Source organism: Jiella avicenniae, assembly GCF_021390325.1.
Taxonomy (GTDB): Bacteria; Pseudomonadota; Alphaproteobacteria; order Rhizobiales; family Rhizobiaceae; genus Jiella; species Jiella avicenniae.
Window position 1 is genome coordinate 36,644 of the sequence record NZ_JAJUWU010000002.1, and the last position, 23,023, is coordinate 59,666.

General features: G+C 66.7%; 21 protein-coding genes. 12 read left to right on the forward strand and 9 right to left on the reverse strand.

Annotated features, from left to right (window positions below):
* The first annotated feature begins 71 nt into the window (after positions 1 to 71).
* From LZD57_RS02195 to glcF, 7 genes are all read left to right on the forward strand, one after another.
* Positions 72 to 1,373 carry a DUF3422 family protein gene (locus LZD57_RS02195; RefSeq protein ID WP_233717490.1) on the forward strand — a complete coding sequence of 434 codons (1,302 nt, stop codon included), beginning with the start codon at positions 72 to 74 and terminating at the stop codon, positions 1,371 to 1,373.
* Positions 1,374 to 1,480: 107 nt separating this feature from the next.
* Positions 1,481 to 2,974, forward strand: a complete 1,494-nt coding sequence (locus tag LZD57_RS02200; protein ID WP_233717491.1) for an FAD-linked oxidase C-terminal domain-containing protein — start codon at positions 1,481 to 1,483, stop codon at positions 2,972 to 2,974.
* Between the two features lie 14 nt (positions 2,975 to 2,988).
* Positions 2,989 to 3,594, forward strand: a complete 606-nt coding sequence (locus LZD57_RS02205; RefSeq protein ID WP_233717492.1) for a Uma2 family endonuclease — start codon at positions 2,989 to 2,991, stop codon at positions 3,592 to 3,594.
* The gene (gene glcE / locus LZD57_RS02210) at positions 3,591 to 4,835 is read left to right on the forward strand and encodes a glycolate oxidase subunit GlcE (protein ID WP_420844724.1); all 1,245 of its coding nucleotides are present in this window, start codon (positions 3,591 to 3,593) and stop codon (positions 4,833 to 4,835) included. Before LZD57_RS02205 ends, glcE begins: the two co-directional genes overlap by 4 nt.
* 24 nt (positions 4,836 to 4,859) lie before the next feature.
* The gene (locus LZD57_RS02215; RefSeq protein ID WP_233717493.1) at positions 4,860 to 5,075 is read left to right on the forward strand and encodes a DUF433 domain-containing protein; all 216 of its coding nucleotides are present in this window, start codon (positions 4,860 to 4,862) and stop codon (positions 5,073 to 5,075) included.
* A complete protein-coding gene (locus LZD57_RS02220) occupies positions 5,072 to 5,425 on the forward strand; it encodes a hypothetical protein (protein ID WP_233717494.1) in 354 nt (117 codons plus the stop codon). Before LZD57_RS02215 ends, LZD57_RS02220 begins: the two co-directional genes overlap by 4 nt.
* Positions 5,426 to 5,435: 10 nt before the next feature.
* Positions 5,436 to 6,737, forward strand: a complete 1,302-nt coding sequence (gene glcF / locus LZD57_RS02225; RefSeq protein WP_233717495.1) for a glycolate oxidase subunit GlcF — start codon at positions 5,436 to 5,438, stop codon at positions 6,735 to 6,737.
* Here glcF and LZD57_RS02230 read toward each other — a convergent pair.
* Entirely contained in the window at positions 6,677 to 7,774 is a 1,098-nt protein-coding gene (locus LZD57_RS02230) for a DNA topoisomerase IB (RefSeq protein ID WP_233717496.1), read from the reverse strand. The two genes, glcF and LZD57_RS02230, sit on opposite strands and share 61 nt — an antisense overlap.
* Before the next feature lie 188 nt (positions 7,775 to 7,962).
* Between LZD57_RS02230 and LZD57_RS02235 the strand changes: the two genes are divergently transcribed.
* Positions 7,963 to 8,181, forward strand: a complete 219-nt coding sequence (locus LZD57_RS02235; RefSeq protein WP_233717497.1) for a hypervirulence associated TUDOR domain-containing protein — start codon at positions 7,963 to 7,965, stop codon at positions 8,179 to 8,181.
* A gap of 51 nt (positions 8,182 to 8,232) precedes the next feature.
* On the opposite strand, the gene LZD57_RS02240 is transcribed toward LZD57_RS02235, so the two are convergent.
* Entirely contained in the window at positions 8,233 to 8,679 is a 447-nt protein-coding gene (locus tag LZD57_RS02240; protein ID WP_233717498.1) for a YqaA family protein, read from the reverse strand.
* 264 nt (positions 8,680 to 8,943) lie between these two features.
* On the opposite strand from LZD57_RS02240, the gene chrA reads away from it, so the two are divergent.
* Entirely contained in the window at positions 8,944 to 10,314 is a 1,371-nt protein-coding gene (gene chrA / locus LZD57_RS02245; protein ID WP_233717499.1) for a chromate efflux transporter, read from the forward strand.
* An 18-nt stretch (positions 10,315 to 10,332) separates the two neighbouring features.
* On the opposite strand, the gene LZD57_RS02250 is transcribed toward chrA, so the two are convergent.
* Both LZD57_RS02250 and LZD57_RS02255 read right to left on the reverse strand, forming a co-directional pair.
* Positions 10,333 to 11,898 carry a hypothetical protein gene (locus LZD57_RS02250; protein WP_233717500.1) on the reverse strand — a complete coding sequence of 522 codons (1,566 nt, stop codon included), beginning with the start codon at positions 11,896 to 11,898 and terminating at the stop codon, positions 10,333 to 10,335.
* Positions 11,899 to 12,036: 138 nt separating this feature from the next.
* A complete protein-coding gene (locus LZD57_RS02255; RefSeq protein WP_233717501.1) occupies positions 12,037 to 13,818 on the reverse strand; it encodes a hypothetical protein in 1,782 nt (593 codons plus the stop codon).
* A 235-nt stretch (positions 13,819 to 14,053) separates the two neighbouring features.
* Between LZD57_RS02255 and LZD57_RS02260 the strand changes: the two genes are divergently transcribed.
* Entirely contained in the window at positions 14,054 to 14,995 is a 942-nt protein-coding gene (locus LZD57_RS02260) for a DUF1194 domain-containing protein (RefSeq protein WP_233717502.1), read from the forward strand.
* 148 nt (positions 14,996 to 15,143) lie between these two features.
* Here the strand turns inward: LZD57_RS02260 and LZD57_RS02265 are convergent, their stop codons facing one another.
* From LZD57_RS02265 to LZD57_RS02280, 4 genes are all read right to left on the reverse strand, one after another.
* Positions 15,144 to 16,154: a GlxA family transcriptional regulator gene (locus tag LZD57_RS02265; protein ID WP_233717512.1), complete on the reverse strand. Its 1,011-nt coding sequence runs from the start codon at positions 16,152 to 16,154 to the stop codon at positions 15,144 to 15,146.
* A 176-nt stretch (positions 16,155 to 16,330) separates the two neighbouring features.
* Positions 16,331 to 16,603: a hypothetical protein gene (locus LZD57_RS02270; protein WP_233717503.1), complete on the reverse strand. Its 273-nt coding sequence runs from the start codon at positions 16,601 to 16,603 to the stop codon at positions 16,331 to 16,333.
* Positions 16,604 to 16,821: 218 nt separating this feature from the next.
* Positions 16,822 to 17,466: an exopolysaccharide biosynthesis protein gene (locus LZD57_RS02275; protein WP_233717504.1), complete on the reverse strand. Its 645-nt coding sequence runs from the start codon at positions 17,464 to 17,466 to the stop codon at positions 16,822 to 16,824.
* A gap of 209 nt (positions 17,467 to 17,675) precedes the next feature.
* Positions 17,676 to 18,824 carry a patatin-like phospholipase family protein gene (locus LZD57_RS02280; RefSeq protein ID WP_233717505.1) on the reverse strand — a complete coding sequence of 383 codons (1,149 nt, stop codon included), beginning with the start codon at positions 18,822 to 18,824 and terminating at the stop codon, positions 17,676 to 17,678.
* A gap of 187 nt (positions 18,825 to 19,011) precedes the next feature.
* Between LZD57_RS02280 and LZD57_RS02285 the strand changes: the two genes are divergently transcribed.
* Positions 19,012 to 19,158, forward strand: a complete 147-nt coding sequence (locus LZD57_RS02285; protein WP_233717506.1) for an entericidin domain-containing protein — start codon at positions 19,012 to 19,014, stop codon at positions 19,156 to 19,158.
* Positions 19,159 to 19,333: 175 nt separating this feature from the next.
* On the forward strand, positions 19,334 to 20,914 hold the full coding sequence (locus LZD57_RS02290) for an adenylate/guanylate cyclase domain-containing protein (protein ID WP_233717507.1): 1,581 nt from the start codon (positions 19,334 to 19,336) through the stop codon (positions 20,912 to 20,914).
* On the opposite strand, the gene LZD57_RS02295 is transcribed toward LZD57_RS02290, so the two are convergent.
* Positions 20,829 to 22,808 carry a glycosyltransferase family 2 protein gene (locus LZD57_RS02295; RefSeq protein WP_233717508.1) on the reverse strand — a complete coding sequence of 660 codons (1,980 nt, stop codon included), beginning with the start codon at positions 22,806 to 22,808 and terminating at the stop codon, positions 20,829 to 20,831. The two genes, LZD57_RS02290 and LZD57_RS02295, sit on opposite strands and share 86 nt — an antisense overlap.
* Between the last annotated feature and the right edge of the window lie 215 nt (positions 22,809 to 23,023).

Below are 23,023 nucleotides of genomic sequence, written 5' to 3' on the forward strand. Positions count from 1 at the left end.
ACGATCGCAAATTGGCGTTTTCTCCCGACCCGCCATCCTGTAGCAAAGGCGGTCTCTCGGGAGGGGGCTCGATGACGTCGATCACGTTCACACGACAGTCGCTCGAACGGTTCGAGCAGGATCCGCGTCGGGCACTCGTGCTCGGGGAGTTGCACGCCCGCCCGTTTCCCCTGATCAAGCTGCCGCGGGCGCTCGTCGTCCTCGCCTTCATGAACGCCGACCACGGCGCCCGCGACCATCAGATCCTCTCCGACATGTCGGTGCGCCGCGGGGTGCCGCCGCCGGCCAAGGACGCGCGCACCCACGCCTTCCCCTTCGGCAAGGGCAAGCTGCGCTGGGAACGCCACACCGAGTTCTGCACCTATTCCTGGGAAGGGCCGGTGCCGGAGCGCTTCGGCGATCCCGTCGCGGGCCATCCCTTCGGCGCCGATTTCGAGGCGCCCGGGCCGCTGATCGGCGGTGTCCACCTCGAGATGCGGCCGAACGACGCCGAGGGGCAGGCCGCCCTCGAGATCTTCGACAGGACGAGCTTCTGCTTTTCGGTGATGGAGGCGGGGCTCGCCCATGCGGCGACCGATTTCCGCCAGGACGGCGACGGCCTGACCCGCATCCTCGTCCTCGACGACGGATTGCCGCCGGCCCGCGCCGGGGCGCTGGCGATGCGCCTCGTCGAGATCGAGATCTACCGCACGCTCGCTCTCCTGGGCCTGCCGCTCGCCCAATCCGTCGGGCCGGAGGTCCAGGCGCTGGAGGGCCGGCTGATGCGGATCACCGAGGAGATGAAGGCGGGGCCGGGCCACTCGCGCGAGCTTCTGCAGGAGATTACGCTCGCCGCTGCCGCGGTCGAGGCGTCGGCCGCTTCGGTGCTCTACCGCTTCGGCGCGAGCCGGGCCTATGACGAGATCGTCCGCGAGCGGCTGGCTGCGGTGGTGGAGCAGCCGATCGCCGGCCAAGAGAGCTGGAGCGCCTTCCTGAAGCGGCGCATGGCGCCGGCGATGCGCACCTGCCGGGCGGTCGAAGAGCGTCAGGCCAATCTGTCCGAGAAGCTCGCCCGATCCGCCAATCTCCTGCGCACCCGGATCGACGTCGAACTCGAACACCAGAACCGCGACCTCCTGTCGTCGATGAATCGTCGGGCGCAGATGCAGCTTCGCCTGCAGCAGACCGTCGAGGGGCTTTCGGTGGCGGCGATCGGCTATTACGTCGTCGGTCTTTTCGGCTATCTCGCCAAAGGACTGGAGCACGAGGGCTTTCCGGTCTCCTCGACCGTCCTGACCGCGCTCTTCGTGCCGATCGCGCTTTTTGCCGTCTGGATGGTGGTCGGGCGCATCAGGCGCCGCCACGTCCGCCCGGCCGAGGACGGCGAGCATTGAGTGTGCCGCAGACGCGTCGACGAGCCGCGCTCGTCCCCGCCCGGCGCCGATCGGTGGACGATCGTCGCTGCCCTGCGTAAGTTGAGGCGAAGATTGGGAGATCGCCGATGTCCGTGATGATGCCGAAGCCGTCCGAGGCCATCCTTTCCCGCCGCCGGGCAATCGTCGAGGCGTTGCGCGCCATCGTGCCGGGCGAAGGGGTGGTCGATGCGGCGAACGAGATGGCGGTGTTCGAGAGCGACGGCTTGACGGCCTATCGCCAGCTCCCGCTGGTCGTCGTCCTGCCATCCACCGTCGATCAGGTCGCCGCGGTGCTGAAATACTGCCACCGCGAGGAGATTCCGGTGGTGCCGCGCGGCTCGGGGACCTCGCTGTCTGGTGGGGCGCTGCCGCTCGAGGACGGCGTGCTGCTCGTGCTGTCGAAGTTCAACCGGGTGCTCGAGATCGACTACGACAATCGCTGCGCCGTCGTGCAGCCCGGCGTCACCAATCTCGGCATCACCCATGCCGTGGCCGGCCGGGGCTTCTACTACGCGCCGGACCCGTCCTCGCAGATCGCCTGTTCGATCGGCGGCAACGTGGCGGAAAATTCCGGCGGGGTGCATTGCCTGAAATACGGGCTGACGGCGAACAACGTGCTCGGCATCGAATTCGTCACCATCGAGGGCGAAGTCGTTCGCCTCGGCGGCATGCATCTCGACGCCGAGGGCTACGATCTTCTCGGCCTGATGACCGGGTCTGAGGGGCTGCTCGGCGTCGTCACCGAAGTGACCGTGCGCATCCTGCAGAAGCCGGAGACAGCGCGGGCCGTGCTGATCGGCTTCCCGACCTCGGAGGAGGCGGGGGCGGCGGTCGCGGCGATCATCGCCAAGGGGATCATTCCGGGCGGGATGGAGATGATGGACCGGCCGGCCATTCTCGCGGCCGAGGACTTCGTCCATGCCGGATACCCGACCGATGTCGAGGCGCTCTTGATCGTCGAACTCGACGGGCCGGGGGCCGAGGTCGACCATCTTCTGGCCGAAGTCGAGGCGGTCGGCAGCGCCAACGGCGCCGTCACATGCCGGGTCTCGCAATCGGAGGAAGAGCGGGCCAGTTTCTGGGCGGGACGCAAGGCGGCCTTCCCCGCCGTCGGGCGCATCTCGCCGGACTACTACTGCATGGACGGCACGATCCCGCGCAAGGAACTGCCGAAGGTTCTCGCCGGCATGAAATCCCTGTCCGACAAATACGGCCTCAGGGTCGCCAACGTCTTTCACGCCGGCGACGGGAACCTCCATCCCCTGATCCTCTACGATGCCAACGAAGAGGGCCAGCTCCACCGGGCGGAGGAGTTCGGCAACGACATCCTCAGGCTTTGCGTGGAAGTCGGCGGCGTGCTCACCGGCGAACACGGCGTCGGCGTCGAGAAGCGCGACCTGATGCCGGAGATGTTCGACGAGACCGACATGAAGCACCAGCAACGGGTGAAATGCGCCTTCGACGACAAGCACCTGCTCAATCCGGGCAAGGTCTTCCCGCAGCTTCACCGTTGCGCCGAGTTGGGACGCATGCATGTCCACAAGGGGCAGGTGGCCTTTCCGGATCTGCCGCGGTTCTAGAAGGAGAGCAAGCGATGAGCGCGATCGAAACCTTGCCCTCGATGAGAGAGGCCGGTCCCATGAATGAAGCCCGCTTCCTCAAATTTCTGGAAGCGCGGTCCGAGGATGAGCGGTGGGAACTGATCGATGGGGAACCCGTCATGATGATGCATCCTCCGAGCCTGAAGCATCAAATCATCGGGCAAAATCTCGAGCAGCTGCTCAACGATGCCCTGGAGGCTAAGTCACCGGACCGTTTCGCGATCCGCGAAGTCGGCCTGGCGGTCCCGGCTCATCCCGGATTTCGACCGCAAGCCGACCTCGCGATCATCGATACGATCGAGGGCAATCCCTATTTCGCCGAGCGCTTCCATCTCGTCGCCGAGGTGCTGTCGGATTCGAATACCCCTGAGTTCATCAGTACCAAACGCCTGCGTTACGCCGATCACCCGGACTGTTTGTACGTTCTGATCATCTCCCAGTCCGATTTCGCCGTCGAGATCTGGTCACGGTCGAAGAACTGGCAGGGGCAGGTGTTGCGGTCTCCCGATGATCGCATCGCACTTCCGGAGTTCGGCTTTTCCTGTGCCGTGCAAGACCTCTACGTCCGGACCGACCTCATGCGTCGGCGTTCATCATGAGCATGCAAGGTTCAACCGTTGAGGCTTCGGAGCAGCGGCTTTCGGTTGAGCCGCAGACTGAAGGCGACATCCGGGATATCGTCGCAGCCGCAGTTTCCGCCGAGGAGCCGCTGGCGATCGAAGGCACGGGATCCAAGCGTGGGCTCGGTCGCCCGGTGCAGGCGGCGCGGACGCTGTCGCTCGCCAAGATGAGCGGCATCACCCTTTATGAGCCCGAGGAACTCGTCCTTACCGCCAAGGCCGGGACGCCGATCGCCGAGATCGAGGCGCTGGTCGACGCGCATGGACAGCGGCTCGAATTCGAGCCGATGGACTACGGCCCCCTGCACGGGCTCGACGCCGCCCAGGGGACGCTCGGCGGCGTGATCGCCTGCAACCTCGCCGGCCCCCGCCGCCTGAAGCAGGGCGCGGCCCGGGACCACGTCCTCGGCGTCCGCGCCGTCTCCGGGCGCGGCGAGATCTTCAAGTCCGGCGGTCGGGTAGTCAAGAACGTCACCGGCTACGATCTCTCCAAGGGTCTCACCGGCTCCTACGGTACGTTGGCGGTGATGAGCGAGATCACCATCAAGGTCCTGCCGACATGCGAGACCGAGACGACGCTGGTGCTGCGTGGCCTCTCCGATGCCGAGGCGGCGGGCGCCATGGCCGCTTCGATGGGCTCGCCGGCGGAAGTGTCCGGCGCCGCGCATCTGCCGATGTATGTCGCCGCGCGCGTCGCCGAAGGGGCGCTGGGCGAGGAGGCCGCGACGGCGATCCGCATCGACGGATTCGGCCCCTCCGTCGAGGCGCGTGCCGCCCATCTCGGACGGGCGCTGGAAAAGGTGGGCAAGGTCGATCGGTTGGACCGGGAAGCGTCCCGGCGGCTGTGGCGCGACGTGCGCGACGTCCGCCCCTTCGTCGACGGGACGCGGAAGCCGGTCTGGCGCCTGTCTGTCACGCCGACGAGAGGCCACGAGATCGTGATGAGCCTGAGAATGCAGGCGGCGATCGACGCCTTCTACGACTGGCAGGGCGGCCTCGTCTGGCTGCGCATGGAGGCGGGTGAGCCGGAGGCCGATCTCGTCCGCGAGACGATCCGGCGCTTCGGCGGCGGCCATGCGACGCTGGTGCGCGCGCCGGAAAGCGTCCGGGCGGCGACAGCCGTATTCCAGCCGCAGCCTGGGCCGCTGGCAGCGCTGTCGCGGCGGCTGAAGGAACAGTTCGATCCGAAGAACGTGCTCAACCCGGGACGGATGGCGTAGAATGCCGCCAAAGAGGGATCTGTTATGGACGTGGGCGAAATCATGGGACGCGATCCGGACATCATGTCGGGAGCGCTTGTGTTCAAAGGCACGCGTGTACCGGTCGAGGCTCTGTTCGGAAATCTCGCCTCTGGCATGTCGCTGGCGGAATTCTTGGATAACTTTCCGACCGTGACGCGTGAGCAGGCCGAGGGGGCGCTTCTCGTGGCGAGCGAGGATCTCGAGCGTTTGGTCGCTTGAGCCGACACGCAATCCTCGATGAGCCGGTGCCTCGTGACCTCATCGCTGCACTGGCCGCATTCGGCTGTATCGTCGCGCCGTTCCCAGACACATGGAAAGGCTTGAAGAACGGCGATCTCTTGGCTCGTCTCGAAGTCGAGACGATCTCCGTCTTGATCACTTGTGACAGAAACATGCGATTTCAGCACACCATTGGAACACGGCCGTTTGCCCTCGTCGTGCTGCCAGATCAGCGCCTCGCGCGCTTGTTGCCGATCTGTCGGCAGATATCGGAAGCCGTAAGAATCGCTGCGCCAGGTCGCGTCATCATTTTAGATCGCACCGGTCAGTTCGACGTCCTCGAGCCGTAAAGACAGAACCATGCAAACCGCCTTCACCGCCGACCAGCTCGAACAGCCCGACGTCGCGCATTCCGAGCAGATCATCCGCAAATGCGTCCATTGCGGCTTCTGCACGGCGACCTGCCCGACCTACGTCACCCTCGGCAACGAGCTCGATTCACCGCGCGGGCGCATCTACCTGATCAAGGAGATGCTGGAGAACGACCGGCCGGCGGACGAGAAGGTCGTCACCCATATCGACCGTTGCCTCTCCTGCCTCGCCTGCATGACCACCTGCCCGTCGGGCGTGAACTACATGCATCTCGTCGATCATGCCCGGGCGCATATCGAGCGGACCTACCGGCGGCCCTTCGCCGACCGGATGATCCGCACGATCCTGGCGATGACCTTGCCCTATCCGGCGCGGTTCCGGGCGAGCCTGACGCTGGCGAAGCTCGCCCGGCCCTTCGCCGGCGTGTTCGACGCGGTCAAGCCGTTGAAGCCGCTCGGCGCGATGCTGAAGCTGGCGCCGGCGACGCTGCCGGCGAAATCCGCCGTGAACGAGGCTGGCGTGCGCAGGACGGAGGGTGAGCCGGTGAAGCGCGTCGCTCTCCTCAGGGGCTGCGCCCAGTCGGTGCTGGATCCGAAGATCAACGAGGCGACGGTGCGGCTGCTCACCCGCCTCGGCGTCGAGGTGGTGGTGCCGGAGGGCGAGGGATGCTGCGGCGCGCTGGTCCATCACATGGGCCAGGAGGAGCCGGCACTCGATTTTGCCCGCCGCAACGTCGACGTCTGGATGGGCGAGATCGAGCAGGGCGGGCTCGACGCCATCGTCATCACCGCGTCCGGCTGCGGCACGACGATCAAGGACTATCACCACATGCTGCGGCTCGACCCGGCCTATGCGGAAAAGGCGAAGCGCGTCTCTTCGCTGGCGAAGGACGTCACCGAGTTCCTTGCCGACCTCGAACTGCCGGTGCCGCGCGACGTCGGCCCGATCGTCGTCGCCTATCACTCGGCCTGTTCGATGCAGCATGGCCAGCGCGTCGTTCGCCAGCCCAAGGCGCTGCTTTCGAAGGCCGGCTTTGCGGTCCGCGACGTGCCGGAGGGACATCTGTGCTGCGGTTCCGCCGGCACCTACAACATCCTGCAGCCGGAGATCGCCGACCGCCTGAAGACGCGCAAGGTAAAGAACATCGAGAGCGTCTCGCCGCAAGTGATTGCCACCGGCAACATCGGCTGCATGACGCAGATCGGGGGCGGGACGAAGATCCCCGTTGTTCACACGGTGGAGCTGCTCGACTGGGCGTTCGGCGGGGAAAGGCCGGCACAGCTCGGCTGATGGGGCGGGGCCTGGCGGGCCTGTTCCAGAAACCGCATGAGCCCGGTCTCGGGCGCGGTCAGCTGCTCGCGCCGGCGGCCCTGCAGGAGATCGGCGGGGAGCATGCCTGCCTCGTAGGCCTCGACGATGGCCGGATGGACGTAGGACGAGCGGGCAACCGCAGGCGTGTTGCGCAACCGCGCGGCAACCGCGCGCATCGCCGCCGCGACGGCGCGCTTCTTCTTGTTCGGCGTGTCCGCCTCGCCCGCCTCCTCGATGAGGAAACGCAGCGCCTCGGCGGAGCCGTGGAAGGTGCGGAAGTCCTTGGCCGAGATGGGCGCACCCGAGGCTTCGTGGAGATACTCGTTGAGGGCGTTGGCCGTCAGCTCGCGCTGCTTCTTGGTCTTGCCGGGATAGCGGAAAAGCCTCTGCCCGCGGCCCTGGCGCATCTTCTTCAGCGACGCGACGAGCGGGCGCTCGGCGATTTCGATCCGATGCTCCTTGTTCGACTTGCCGACGAATTTCAGCACCGCGACCTTGTCGACGATCTTCAGGTTCTGACGACGCAGGGAGGCAACGCCGCGCCCGCCGTCGGCGGCGTATTTCTCGTGGCCGGGACGCATCGCCGCGACGTCGACGAGGCGGGTGGCGACGGCGGCGGTCATCCGCCGGTCGGCCTTGCGGCGGCGGAGATCGCGTTCGATCTGGCCGCGCAGCTTCGGCAGCGCCCGGCCGAAGCGCAGAAGCCGCTCGCTCTTCACGGCGTTGCGTACGTTCACCCAGGCGTCGTGATAGCGATATTGTAGGCGGCCCTTCTCGTCGCGGCCCACGGCCTGGATGTGACCGTTTTCGAAGACGCAGATCTTCACCCCCGTCCAGGCGGGCGGGATGGCCAGCGCCTTGATGCGGCGCCTGATCTCGCGGTCCTGGATGGTTTCACCATCGTCGAAGCAGATCCGGAAGCCGCGGCCGCATTTGTGTCGCTGGATCCGGAAGGTCTGGGGGTCGACCATTTCGAGCCCGTGACGCTCGGCATGGAGGGCGAGATCGTGATGCATCGGCTTTCCGGACCCGGCGCTCGGCAAATTTCGGTTGCGTGGAGATCCGCTAACGCGACGACGCGAGCCCTCGTTCCGATGCGCCCCTGCGACGATTTCGACTCCTCGATCAAACACTTGTCAGGGAACCGTCCCGAGCCCTCCAGGCTTTGCCGCGGCGAATGCGACGACGTCGAAAGGATGGCACCATGACGCAATTTCGGAAGGGCCAGCATGTCGCCTGGTCGTGGGGAAACGGCGAAGGCAAAGGGCAGGTGAAGGAGCACTTCAAGGAAAAGGTGACCCGCACCATCGCCGGCAGCGAGATCACCCGCAACGCCAGCGAGGACAATCCGGCCTATCTGATCGAACAGGAGGACGGGTCCGAGGTGCTGAAGTCGGAATCGGAGCTGAAGAAGGCCGGCTGATCGCCGGTGCCTGTCGAAGGACGAGCGCCATGGCCGGCACTCGTCTCCTCGCTACCACCACGGCCAGGTCAGGACGCCGGCGGCAACGACGACATAGCGAGCCAGCTTGCCAATCCCGACGAGGACGAGGAAGAGGACGACGTTGACCCGGGCGATGCCGGCGATCACCGTGAGTGCATCGCCGCCGATCGGCGCCCAGGCGAAGAGCAGGGTCCAGACGCCGTAGCGCTGGAAGAGGGCGGAGAAGCGCGCGACGTGCCGGGGCGAGACGGGGAACCACCGACGGTCCTGGAAGCCGATCAGGAAACGTCCGCAGACCCAGTTGAACAGGGAGCCGAGGGTGTTTCCGGCGGTTGCGAGCGCGATCAGCGCCCAGGGATCGACCGTCCGCTCGACGAGGGCGGCGGCGAGCACGACCTCGGACGCCCCCGGCAGCAGCGTCGCCGCCAGAAAGGCCGACCAGAACATCGCCGCGGCGGAGAGAAACTCGCTCGTCATGGCCCCCCTGATAGACCAACGGGCGGGGTCGCTGAAACATTCCACATCGTCGCTCCCGCTCGTGACGCTGCACGAAAGAGGCAACTGCCGAGCGGTCACACGCCTGACATGGATGGATGGCTCCATCGACGCATGACGATCATCGCGAGCCTGGATGTCTTCGTGCCGATGCCGCAATTTTCCGGAGACGAGGGAACGGTATCAGTTCGCCGGAAGAGGCGACCCGATGGTCTTGTCGCCCGCAGCCGCGGGATCGAGCGCTAGATGAAGCATGACGCGACTGCAGTCCTCGACACCGGTCACGACATCACCCTCGGCGAGGCGACGAAGACCTTCGCGCGGATTGCCTGCCTCTCCTTCGGCGGGCCGGCCGGGCAAATTGCGGTAATGCACCGCATCCTCGTCGAGGAAAAGCGCTGGATCGGCGAGGACCGGTTTCTGCATGCGTTGAATTTCTGCATGCTGCTGCCGGGGCCGGAGGCCCAGCAGCTCGCCACATATTGCGGATGGCTCCTCAATCGCACCCTCGGCGGCCTCATAGCCGGCCTGCTGTTCGTCCTGCCCGGCTTTCTGGCGATCATGGGGCTCAGCGTCGTCTATGCCGCCTATGGCGAAACGGCCGTCGTCGCCTCGCTGTTTCTCGGGCTGAAGGCGGCGGTGCTCGCCATCGTCATCCAGGCGGTGCTCCGGATCGGCGGGCGGGCGCTGAAGAACGGCTGGATGGTCGCCATCGCCGTCGCCGCCTTTCTCGCCATATTCCTCTTCGCCGTTCCCTTTCCGGCGATCGTCGCGGCCGCGGGCCTCCTCGGCTTCGCCGGCGGACGGGCGGGGCATCCGGCCTTTGCCGGCACGGGGAAGACCGACATGACGCAGACGAGCGCCGGTCCGGCGCTCGGGACCCGTTTCGGCACCTCGCGGCCGTCTGCCGGATCGGCCTTTCGGACCGCCGCCGTCTGCCTCCTCGTCTGGCTGCTGCCGGTGGCTGCGCTGCTTCTCGCCTTCGGTCCGGACGACGTCTATCCGCAGATCGCGGTGTTCTTTTCCAAGATGGCGGTGGTGACCTTCGGCGGCGCCTATGCCGTCCTCGCCTATGTCGCGCAGGAGGCCGTCGGCACCTATGGCTGGATGCAGCCCGGCGAGATGCTGGACGGCCTCGGCCTCGCCGAGACGACACCAGGCCCCTTGATCATGGTTACCCAGTTCGTCGGCTTTCTGGCCGCCTTTCGGCAGCCCGGCTCGCTCGATCCCTATCTCGCCGGCGTGCTCGGGGCGTGCCTCACCACCTGGGTGACGTTCGCGCCGTGCTTTCTCTGGATCTTCGCCGGCGCGCCCTTCGTCGAAAGCCTCAGGAGCAATCGGGCGCTGTCGGCTGCCCTGTCGGCGATCACCGCGGCGGTCGTCGGAGTGATCCTCAATCTCGCCGTCTGGTTCGCCCTGCACGTCCTGTTCGCGAGGGTGGAGGAGGTGGCGCGCTTCGGGCTCTCGCTCGACGTCCCGGTGCTCTCCAGCCTCGATCCCCTGGCGTTCGCCTTGTTTCTCACGGCGATGGCGGCGATCTTCGTCTTCAGGCTCGGCATGCTGCCGACGCTGGGGCTGTGCTCCGCCGGCAGCGTCGCGGCATTCCTCCTCGGTTGACGAGGCGGGTTGCGACGATCAGAGCGGCTGGCCGGCACCGTCGTCGCCGCCCTGCGGAGCCGGGGGCGCGGGGTCCGTCTCGGGCGAAGGCTGCTGCTCCACCGACGGGGCATCGGGGCCCTTGATCGTCACGCCGTTGATCTTCACCGAGCCATCCGCCGCCGTCTCGATCAGCCACTCGGTCTTACCGTCGGCGAGCTGCCGGCCGAAGCCCTTCGCCATCGAGCCGAAGGCGAAGCCCTGCAGCGCCTGCGGATCCTTGGCGCCGGCATCCTGGAGCGACTTCAGCGCCGCGTCGAGGCCGGAGGCGACGATGTCGAACCGGGTCTCGGGGGTGGCCGCGTCGAAGGTGATCTCGCCGTCGACGGTGACGTCGTAGTCGCGGGCGGCGAGCCGAACGTTCTCCAGCCGCAGACGCGGCCGCTTCTGCTCGAAGCTCGCGAGGATCTCCCGGCCGGCATCGTCCGAGAGCGGCTGGTCGGCCGAGAGATCGAGGCGAGAGATGATGATGCGAGCCGGCGTTTCGAGATCGACCCCGGTTCCGACGACGTCCATCGTCAGGTCGTTCGGGATCAGCGGCTTCGCCCAGTCGGGGATCTGCGGGAAATCGTAGTTCATGCCGCTGGTGGCGACGCGGTATCGATAGGTCCCGTCGGTGACGAGCCCGTCGCCCGAGACGGCGACGTCGAAACGGCCGATCGCGGCGGTGCCGAACGGCGTCTTGACGCTGACGTCCTCGAGGCTGGTGTTGCCGGCGATCCGGCTCCAGAGCGGCATCGCCTCGCCGATCAGGTGCTTCAGTTCGGCCTCGGACTGGCGCAGCGTATCGTCGGCGGCCTTGCGCATGAGGAAGGCGACGAGATCGGTGATCGAGCGCGCCTGCAGATCCGCGGCCTCCGTCGTGACGGTGTAGGAACCGGCGGAAAAGACCACGTCGATCAGCTTGTCGGGCTGCGCCGGATCGGCCGCCGTGCGGAACGTCTCGGTGAAGCCGTCGACGACCTGGGAGAGGCTGTAGTCGACGCTGCCGTCCGGCTTCGGCCGACCCGTCGACTGAAAGCGCATCGGCCCCAGGGTGGCGAGGACCTCGCCGTTCGGCTGGGCCTGCGTGAGCTGCATGTCGTCGACCGTTCCGGTCGCCGTCAGGAAGCTGCGGATCTCGGGCGCCCAGATCCCGGCGATCCTGATGCCGTTCATCGCGTAGTCGGTGTCGACCTTCGCGCCATTCGCGTCGATGCCGTAGGAGACGGCCATCGCGCCATCGCCGTCGACCTGCCAGTTGCCGTCGCTTCGCTGGCTGACGACGACGGAATAGGGGGTGACGTCGGTCTCGGCCCGTCCGCCGCCGGGCAGCGCGGTCGAGAATTTGCCCTCGGCCGCGAGGGTGATCCGATAGCCCTTCGGGTCCGGCTCGATGGTGACGAAGCCGTCCTTGAACGGCAGCGGGCCGAGATAGTCCTTCAGGGCCGCCGTCAGGGCGGCGGCGCCGAGGGACGTCCCCGTCTTGTCGGAGACGTCGCCTTGCGCATGCGCTACGGCAGGGACGAGCAAGGGGAGGGCGGCGAGAGCGGAGTGAAGGCGCATCTTGTCGAAGGTCCGGACGTGGTTTCAGTCGCAGTGATGCGAAGTGGAAGGCCGAGACGGCATGTGTCGCGGCAAACTGTGACCTTGGGAAGACCCGGCGAGACGCTCATCCCCCCGTTCCGGCGGTTTCGACAGGTCCTACTGCGTCGCCGAGACCGCGCCGCGAAGCGTGGGCGCCGGGTCGGCGGAGGCCCGGGCCGCGACCGCCGGATTCACATAGGCGTCCCAGCAGGGAGAAAGTGCGATCTTGGTCTTGGCCTGCAGCGCAGGTTCGTAGAGGGAGCGCAGCCGCTCGTTGGCGCCGGTGATCGGGCAGCGCGGATAGAGGATCAGGTCGGTGGCCCGAACGGCGGAAATCACCGCGCCGTCGGGGTCCGGAACGGCACGGTAGGGATCGGCGCCGATGGCGATCGCGTGCGGCGCCTGCCGGTCCAGCAGCCAAGGGAAGGGGTTGACGAAATTGAGGCTCATGATCGTCTCGAAGCGGACGTCGTGGCTCGCCTCGAACGCCTTGATCGCGCCCGCCGCCTCGTCCACCGCCATCAGCCAGGTGAGCTGGAAGTCCGGCTCGCTGTAGAGGGTGAAGTTCGGCAGCTCGCCGGCTTCGGCGATCGCCTCGTAGGTGCCCGGATGATCCCGATAGATCGCCTTCATCACCTTGGCGTGGTGGATGATCTCCGGCCGCTGGGTGACCTGGCCGAGCGGGCCGAGATGCTCGTTCGCCAGCCTTTCGTATTTCATCTGCCCGACGAAGGCGCGGGTCGCGCGGCTCGTCACCTCGACGAAATAGGGAAGCGAAGAGGCGGCGATCAGGAGCGCGACGAGGCCGAGCCGCATGCCGAAGACCGCGCTGCGGCGCGTCCAGGCCATCAGCAGCACAGGCCACAGGAAGACGAAGCCCTGGCCGCCGGTGTTCTGGGTTTCGACGAAGAGCGCGGCGAAGGTCGCGGCGGCGATCCACACCAGGGGCCGATCGACCAGCCGCGCGAGCGGCGCCCAGCCGGGAGACCGGACTAGCGCTCCGGCCGCGCCGGCGATGTCGCGTCCGTCGAGGACGGCGAGGGTGAGCATCAGGGCGCAGAGCGGGCCGAAGACGGTGAAATGGATCGAGGCGGCCTGGAGGAAGCGCGGCAGGAGGCTGCCTTCGTTCATCGAAAGCAGTGCCGCGATGTCGCCGACATAGGCCGAGACGACGCCGAGGAAGAGTTCGAGCACGGCGAGGACCGCCAGGAAGGTCGCGGCCGCGGCGAGCGCCACGCGCAGCTCGATCCGACGCGCCGCGAGCGCCACCACGCAGAGGAGCCCACCGGCGAAGAAGCCGGTGACCTTGGTCAGGAACAGCGCCAGCATCGTGCCGACGACGACGGCGAAGACCACGCGCCGCGAAGCCGCGAAGACGAGCCCGGCCGCGAGGACGTAGAGGATCTCGGTGATCTGCCGGTTGTAGATGCCGAACCCGTCGACGCTCGGAAACGAGTAGTAGGAGGTGACGTTGAACGGCAGGAGCTGAAAGACCAGGAACGGCCCGAGCAGCGCCAGCGCGAGGCCGCGCGAAAGCTTGTCGACGTCGGCGACGACGAGGGCGATCAGCGGCCCCGTGACGAGGAACAGCGACCATTGCGCGACGAGAAGCGGCTGGCCCTTCGGGAAGACCCATTCGACGAGGGCGAACAGCCAGTAGCCGAGCGGCCCGACCGGGGTGAAGAAGTCGACCCCCGGCACCTGCCCGCCGAAGATGCGGTTGGCCGCGTCGAAATAGATGAAGAGGTCCCAGTACATCGCGCCGATCGGGACGGTCAGCGGCAGGAGGAGCAGCGCAATCAGCAGGACCGAGACGGCCGCGAGGAGGAGGAGCGGCGAAGCGAAAGGCGCGAAACGTCGCGCCGGATTTGCCTGGACGGCGGTCGTGGTGAACGTCACGGTCAACGGTCCCGCGTTGCGATGGATCGCCGCATCATGCCTCGGCCGACTTAAGAAAGGCTGATGATACTGTCGCAAATCCTGTCCTTGGGGCACCTCGTCGGTCGCAGCTTCTGCGGCCGGCCGGTGTGACGGCTTTGTGAATTGCGCGCCGAAGTCTTCGGCGTAGCTTGTTGCAATGCAAGAGCGGCATTGCACTCTTGGGGTCGGCGGCAGCCGGAGTTCTCGGTCAGCCATGCCAGCACCGCCCCGTTCCAGAGACGGACGGCCCGGATCGCCATCCCGGCCGCTTGCCCGGCTGGTCCGCTCCTTCGTGGTTCGCGCCTTCGCCCTGACCGCTCTCCTCGCCGCGCCGTTGCCGGCCCTTGCGATCGAGCGCGGACTGTCGGATTTCGGCGCCGGCACCCAGGCCGCCCCGGACGGGACCGCCGTCGACGTCGAACTCGTCCTCGCGGTGGACGTTTCCTGGTCAATGGACCAGTCCGAACAGGCGATCCAGCGCGACGGCTATGCCGCCGCCTTCCGCGATCCGAAAGTGCAGGAAGCGATCTTCGACGGGGTCAACGGGCGCGTCGCGGTCGCCTATGTCGAGTGGGCGGGAACGGCGTCCCAGACGGTCGTCGTCCCCTGGACCCTGATCGACAGCAAGGCCGCCGCCGATGCCTTCGCCTATCGGCTGACCACCGAACTTCCCGATCGGGAACGCCGCACGTCGATTTCCTCCGCGATCGACACCATCGTGCCGATGTTCGCCGGCAACGGCTTCGAGGGACTGCGGCGTGTGATCGACATTTCCGGCGACGGTCCGAACAACCAGGGCCGCATGGTGACGGCGGCGCGGGACGGCGCGGTCGCGGCGGGCATCACGATCAACGGCCTGCCGCTGATGACCACGGGGAACGGCTTCTCCTGGGGCTCGATTCCCGATCTCGACCGCTATTATTCCGATTGCGTGATCGGCGGGCCGCGCGCCTTCGTCATCCCGGTGAACGACTGGTCGCAGTTTCCCGAAGCCGTCCGGCGCAAGCTGATCCTCGAACTCGCCGGCGGCTGGCCGATCGATCAGCGAGAGGTTCGGCCGGTCGTGAGGACCGATGCGCGTCCGCCGACCGACTGCCTCGTCGGCGAAACGATGTGGATGGAGCGCCAGCAGCGCTGGATGGACGACGCACGCTGAGCGCCGCGCCGCCTCTGCGCGTCGGCAGATCGCTTGACCCCCGTTCCCGCCCGGCGGTTCCGGGAACATCTCGTGCCGGCGCCGGCACCGGCATTCGTGCGCGAAAGGCGTACCTTGCCGCGGGCTCGGACGGGCGCTGCGCGCGTCCTCACGCCGGCGACGCGGCCTTCTTCAGGCGGTTGGCGCGTTCCTGCTGCGGCGACCGGTCGTAGAGTTCGCGGTAGCACTTGGCGAAATGCGAGGCCGAGACGAAGCCGCAGGCGATGGCGATCTCGACGATCGGCAGTTGCGACTGGCGCAGGAGATGCCGGGCGCGGTCGAGCCGCATCTCGAGGTAGTAGCGGGCCGGCGAGAGCCCCATCTCGCGTTCGAACAGCCGTTCGACCTGCCGGCGCGACAGGCCGACGTGATAGGCGATCTCGGCCAGCGACAGGGGGTCGGCGAGGTTGGCTTCCATGATCTCGATCGCCCGCACGACCTTGGCATGCTGGACGCCCAGCCGCGCCTTCAGGGGCAGCCGCTGGCGGTCGTGGGATCCGCGGACCCGGTCGGTGATCACCTGTTCGCAGACCCGGTTGACCGCCCCGTCGCCGAGATCCTCGCGGATCAGCGCGAGCATCATGTCGAGCGCCGCCGTTCCGCCGGCGCAGGTATAGATGTTGTGGTCGATCTCGAAGAGATCCGCATAGACCTCGACCATCGGGAAGGCCTCGGCGAAGCCGGCGAGATTCTCCCAGTGGATGGCGCATTTGCGCCCCGAGAGAAGGCCGGCGCGGGCGAGAATCCAGGCGCCGGTGCAAAGGCCCCCGACCGAGATGCCGCGCTGATGGGCCTCCCTGAGATAGGAGAAGACGGGCTTGTCCTCGAACTCCTCGACGAAGATCCCGGAACAGGCGAAGATCATCGACGGCCGGCTTCCCGAGACGAGGTTGCGGCGCTCGGCGTCGAGGGAGGAAGAAACGGCGCAGGCGATGCCGTTCGAGGCGGCGACGGCCGCGCCGTCCGTCGAGGCGAGGCGCCAGCGATAGATCTCCCGGCCGACGATGCGATTGGCGATCCTCAGCGGTTCGATCGCGTTGGCAAAGGCGATCATCGAGAAGTTGGGAACGAGCAGGAACAGGATCGTCCGCTTCGGACCGTCCCCGGCGGCGCCCACCATGACCGTCTCGCTCGCCGCGCCACTGTCATCCAAATAGCTCATCGGCCCGGCCTTCGACCCAAATCGCGACGATCATCATGCCCTTGCCCGGCGACGGTGACGAAAATTCGTCGCCTATGCAATGTCGATGGCCGGGGATGGTTTCGATGGCGGCTTTGAGGATCGCCCCTCGCCGGTCATGCGGGCTTCGATCCGACGGAAGCAGGTGGTCGCGACAGCCTGCGGTGGTTGGCGCGGACCCGCTTCGAATAGGGCCGCAATCCGGCGCTGACGATGGCGTCGATCCGGTCGGCACCGTGTCGCCCCGTCATCGCCGCGATCACCGCCTCGCAGGAGGCCCTGGCGATGGCCGTCTGCACGGCAATCACGGATTCGGCCGTTGCCAGGATCTTTTCGTCCACCATGCGGATGGCCTCGGCCTCGTCCCTGGCGGTCGGCACGGTCGCCATGGCGAAGCAAAGGCGTCCGAGGCGGCTTGCGATCACCCAGGGAGACAATGTCGCCAGAGTAACGAATTCGGCGGTGCTTCTGCTTGCCCGGAAGCCTCGGGCGGGGGCGAACGGATCGAACGGGCTCATGGAACGGACCTCGCGTTTCGGGATGAACTCGAAACCGGCGGAAAAGTCGCGCCCGCCGCGGGATGTTTTCCCCGGACGAGGCGGCGCCCTCAGAACAATTGCAGGACGGCGAAGGCGGCGGCGCCGTAGAAGCCTCCGAGAACGACGATGCCGATCAGGCCGGTGACCAGCGCGGCGGCGAGCCACAGCCCGTCGCGGGTGCTGATCGCGACGCCGACGAGAGCCACCGATATGCCCGGAATGAGGTTGGTCAGCGGAAACGGAATCGCGACGATCGTCGCCATGACGAAGGAGTACCAGCCGAGGATCGGCAGAAGGAGGCGCTCGGGTTCGAGCCAGTAGCGGTGCCGCGCCAGCCGCTCGATGCGCCGCAGCATGGGGCCGATCTTGGTCATCACCAGCGCGATGCGATCCGGGCTGAGCCGCATCCGGCCGATGAAGTTCGGCAGCCACAGCCGGCGACGTCCGATCGCCAGCTGGAAGGTGAAGAACATCAGCGGCAGGCCGATGAAGAAGGACGCCGGCGGTGGTAACGGAACGAGGTTCAAGCCTCCGAACAGGATGAAAAAGGCCCCGAAGGCGCGTGCGTCGAAGGCCTGCGACAGTTCCCCGATGGTGGGTTCCTCACGGCGCGTGTGGCTGAACGTGCGGAGAATGGCCGAAATCCGCCTCTGGCGCTTGCCACCTTGCCGGCGGATCGCGCGGCGCAGATTGGAAAAACCACCAGGGGGCACGGACGAGACTCTGTGATGCGACACGGTGAAAGCTGCCCAAACGAGGCACGTAGCCTGCCGGTGCGACTCGAGGCCCTGCCAGGGGCGGGGTCTCGAACGGCCGACATTGCGCTCACTATGCCCATTCCCCCGTTAAGTCGAGGTTTCCCGCGCCGACCGGCGACGCAAAGAAACGCGATGTTGCCGAGCCGCCGCCGGGCGGCCAGCCTCTACCGCGGATTCAGATCCAGCACCTCGACCGAATGCGGCGGCATGCACCGATGAACGAATCGCTCGTCGACGAGCGTCTCCTCGGCGTCGGCGAAGCCGTCCGACCACCGCATGTCGACGGTCCGCCGGGAAAACTCGTAATCCTTTGAATCCCGGCTCGCGGCCTTTCGCCGATTGATCAGGTGAACGATCGTGACGGCGGCGTCGTCGGTCCGTTCGGCGAGAAGCGCCGCGTCGGGATCGTCGGCGAATTCGGCCGGCAGCTTGCGCAGCAGCCTGTGAAGCGCTCGACGCAGTTTCCGCTGCTCCTTCATCATGTCGGTATTGAGCCGCGTCCGGCTGGAAAAGCGGATGTCCTTTTCCCGTTCGGCGATGTCGAAGATCGTCTCGGGAAGGGGTCCCGTGGCGCTGAACAGGTCCACCTGGAAGATGCACATGTCGTGGTGATGATCGCGCTCGAGGACGTATTGCAGCGGCGTGTTGGAGACGAGGCCGCCGTCCCAGTACCACTCGCCGTCGATCTCGATGGGTGGAAAGCCCGGCGGCAAGGCACCGCTGGCCATGACGTGTTCGGGGCCGATCCGCGTTTCGTCGGTGTCGAAATAGCGGAAGTTGCCCGTGGCGACGTTCACGGCACCGAGGCTGACCCGCATCTCGCCGTCGTTCAGGCGGTCGAAGTCGACCAGCCGTTCCAGCGTCGCCCGCAACGGTGCGGTATCGTAATAGCCGATGTTCCCCGGGGCCGGAGTCGGCACCAGATAGGTCGGCGGGAAGCGCGGCTTGAAGAAGCCCGGGATGCCGTAGAGGGCGGTCGACGCGGCGCTCACCTCGTTGAAGGTCGTTTCCATCAACAGGCCCGGCAGAGGCGCGCCGAAGGTGATGTTGGAGGAGACCTCGTCCCAGAAGCGGCGCAGGGCGCCGCTCCGCTCGCCGGGCGGGTTTCCGGCCACGAGCGCCGCATTGATCGCGCCGATCGAGATACCCGCGACCCAGTCCGGCCGTGCGCCGCGCCGCTCCATCGCCTCGAAGACGCCGCCCTGGTAGGAGCCGAGCGCGCCGCCGCCCTGGAAGACGAGGACGAGCATTTCGTCGGCCTTGGTGATCGCCAGGTCGCTGGAGACCGATTGATCTGCCAGATGCTGGTTCATGGGACGTTACCTCCGATCCGGGCAGGTTTCGAGCGTCCTGCCATTCGGGCGAACGGGCGCGACCGAATTTTGTTGCACTGCAGCAGAACAGGGCGCGGGACCGCGTCTGCGAGAGGTGGAGCCCCTTGGAACCTTGCGTCTTCACGGGCGTTGGTATGCCGACAAAGTTGTTTTTCTGGAGTATGTCATGACCAGGCGCAGTTCCATCCTCGTCACTCTCCTTGCCGGTGCCATGATGCTCTCGGCCTGCGCCAACACGGTGCGAGGCGTCGGCCGCGACGTCGGCAACACGGTCGATGCGACCGGCGCGGCCGTAAACGACGTGGCGCGCTAAGCCCTCGGCGACGCCCGAGTTTGGCCGATACGGGTATCGGCCCGGAATCAGGCTTGCGCGGCTCCTGCGCGGGCCTGACCTCATTGTAATTCGATCCGGCCGCAGGTGTTGCCGGAGTGACTACGCTCTCGGCGTGGTTTAGTATGCCTCGGCGTATCGCAATGCCGAGGGCTCGATGTCCGCGTCGTTCACCGCGCTGATGGCGCGGCCAGCCATTTTCGCGTTCGTCGTCCTGGCGGCACTGGCCCTGCTGCCGGTCGCCGTTTGGCTCGATCTCAGGCATCTCTCGGACGTCGCTCTGCGCGAGCAGGCGCAGAGCCTCGATGCCATGATCACCGACATTCGCGGCTACTACGCCAAGAACGTGGTCGGGCGGGTCAACGCCGCCCGGGGGCGTGCCATTCCCGTCCACAATTACCAGGTCGTCGACGGCGGCATACCGATTCCGGCGACGCTTTCACTCGAACTCGGCGAGGTCATCGGCGGGCGCGGCGAGAACATGCACTACCGGTTCGTCTCCGACTACGTCTTCAAGTCGCGCGAGCCTCATCAATTGGACGCGTTCGAATGGGGTGCACTCGAGACCTTCCGCGGCGAAGGCGCCGACAAGCCGGTCATCATGTCGGTCGGCGGCTCGCTGTTCGACCGCAATATCCGGCTGGCGGCGCCCGTCCTGATGGGCGAGACCTGCGTCGCCTGCCACAACACTCATCCGGAGAGCCCCAAGCGCGACTGGAAAGTCGGCGACGTGCGCGGTCTGCAGGAAGTCGAGATCGCCCAGCCGATCGCCGCCAACATCTTTTCATTCAAGTATCTGCTCGCCTATTTCGCCGGCGCCGGCTTCTTCGGCGTCGCTTTCGCGTCGATGCAGTGGCGGCAGGCGAAGATCTTTCAGCGGCTGAACGGCGACCTCGAAGAGGCCAATTCCTTCCTCGCGGCGATTTCGATGAAGATCTCGAAATATCTGTCGCCGCAGGTCTATCGCAGCATCTTTTCGGGCGAGCGCGACGTCGTCATCTCCACCGAACGCAAGAAGCTGACCGTGTTCTTCTCCGACATCAAGGACTTCACCGTGACGTCGGAGCGGCTGCAGCCGGAAGAGCTGACGCAGCTCCTCAACGAGTATTTCACCGAGATGTCGAAGATCGCCCACGACCACGGCGCGACCGTCGACAAGTTCATCGGCGACGCGATCCTCGCCTTCTTCGGCGACCCGGAGACCAGAGGAGCCAGGGAGGACGCCGAGGCCTGCGTGAGGATGGCGATCGCCATGCAGCGCCGGATGGAAGCGCTCAACGACGCCTGGCGGCGGCGGGGCATCGAGAGGCCGTTCCAGACCCGGATGGGGATCAACACCGGCTATTGCAACGTCGGCAATTTCGGCAGCGAGGATCGCATGGACTATACGATCATCGGCGCCGAGGCGAACCTCGCCGCGCGGCTGGAATCGATCGCAGCGCCCGGCGGCATCGTTTTGAGCTACGAGACCTACGCGCTCGTCACCGACGTGGTGAAGGCGCGGCCGCTGGAGCCGATCTCGTTGAAGGGGATCAGCCGACAGGTCGTGCCTTATCAGGTCGAAGGGCTGATCGACGATGCGCCGGCAGATGCCGGCGAGGTCATCAACGAATATTCCGACGGCGCGCGGATCTTCCTCGACGTCGGCCAGGTCAGCGAGCGTGAACGCGAGCGTCTTGCAGCGGTGCTGAAAAAGGCCATGGAACGTCTGCAGACGGCAGGGCAGACGGGCCATTGACCAGACGAGCGGCGCCGGCAAGCTCCGTGGCGGGCGCATCGCCGAAGAACGGCTCGACCCGGTAGCGGGGATCGTTCGAGTCCGCCCGGGAATCGATCCCGTGCGGCGTCTTCTCCCATTTGTGGGGAGCGATCATCAACTGGAGGAGGGCCCGCGCCGAAGCGAAGGCGAGCAGCACCCAATAGGCCGGCAGAAGCCAGGATCGTCCCTGCAAAGGCCTGCGGTCGACCGGGGACAGTCCCTGCGCCGACATCACCACGAAGAGCCCGTAGGCGGCCGCGACGTTGGCGAGGTCGAGGACGGTCACCGGAGAGAGGTCGCGGATCGAGGCGAAGCCGAGCGCCATCATGCCGAACTGGATCGCCACGAGACCGAGCAGCACGGGATGGGCGAGCGACGAGACCAGCATGCCCAGGAACATGAGCTGGAAGGCCAGCATGGTGCCGATGCCGAGTTCGCGGGTCAGCTTGAGCGGCCGGCGCATGTGCAGGAGATAGGTGACGAACCAGCCCTTCATCCAGCGGGTGCGCTGGCGGTGCCAGACGTGCCAGCGTTCCGGCGCATGTTCGAGGGTCGGCCGCGTCAGCGTGCCGATCCGGTAGCCGGCCCGATGGAGGCGAATGCCGAGATCGGCGTCTTCGGTGACGTTGTGGGAGTCCCAGCCGCCGATCGCTACGAGACTTTCGCGGACGAAATGGTTGGACGTTCCGCCGAGCGGGACGGGCAGGCCCGTGCGCGCCAGCCACGGCAGGAGCCGGCGAAACAGCGCGGCATATTCCATCGCGAAGAGGGCGGCGAGCCAGTGCGCTTCGCCGTTGGTGACGACGAGCGGCGCCTGCAGGCAGGCGAGATTGGCCGGCCCGGTGCGAAACCGCAGATAGGCCTCGCGCAGTTGGCCGGGATCGGGTTCGTCCTCGGCGTCGTAAAGCACCAGGAACTCGCCATGGGCGAGGGGCAGCGCGTGATTGAGCGCCTTCGGCTTGGTTCGCGGCGCGCCCGGCGGCACCAGCACGAGCGAGAACTGCGGCCTGCCGGCGATCGCCCGCGACACCGCGGCGCTCGTCGCCTCGTCGTCGGCCTCGCAGACCAGTTTGACGTCGAGCCGCGTCTTCGGCCAGTCGAGCGCCTCCAGCGCGGCGACGAGTTTCGGCACCATGGCCGTTTCGTTGTGGAGTGCGACGAGAACGCTGTAGACCGGCACGCCCTGCCATCCCTCTTCGAGGACGCCGGGCGCCGGCAGGTCGGTCACCGAAACCTGCTCCGACCTCGGCGCGAGCGCGGCGGGCAGGCGCATGGCGAGGCAGGCGGTGAAGAACATCGTCCCGGCGCCGTGCCCGATCGCGAAGGTCAAAGCCGGCAAGAACCAGAGGCCGATGGCGACCGCCACCAGGGCGGCGACGACAAAGGCCGCCTGAAAGGGTTCGATGGCGGTGCGGGCGGACAGCTCCGGCGTCTCGGCCGAAAGACTGGCGCGGGCGGCGCGGTATCGTTCGGCCATGGTCTGGCGATCGACCGCCCGCGCGGCGACCGAGCGGCTGGTGATCCTGACCATGCAACGCATTTCCGGCAATCGGTTGAGATAAGCGGCGAAGCCGTCGAGGCTTTCGATGGTCGGGCAGACGAAGAGGCGGGCGTCGAGCCGGTCGTTGCAGACCTTGACGAGGCGGGGCGGGGCGCGCCCGAGCATCTCGGCGCCGTTCAGGATCCGGTCGTCCTCGCCGATCTCGGCGAAGCGAAGGCCGAACTGGGCAGCGAAGCATTCGCCGTAGTGTCTTTCGGTGACGAGGCCCGCGCCGATCAGCTCGGCCGCGATGTCGCTGCCGTGGCGCCGCGCCGCGAGGTTCGCCTCGACCGCGTCGATGTGGGACACCCCCATGGCCTCGAAGAGCTGCAACTGTCTCGGGCTGAAGGGTGAGCCGGATCGCCATCCGCCGTCCAGCCGGGGACGACGCTTCGGGGCGGTCGGAAACGAACCTTCGCATCAGGGCTCCGAATCCAAATTTTTATAGGCTTTGTTGGAGCAGTTCTGCGATGTAATTCGGTGACCATCCAGCAAGTTTTCGTCGTGATTTGAGGGAGTGTTTATCGTTTGCGCTTCGGATGATGTTG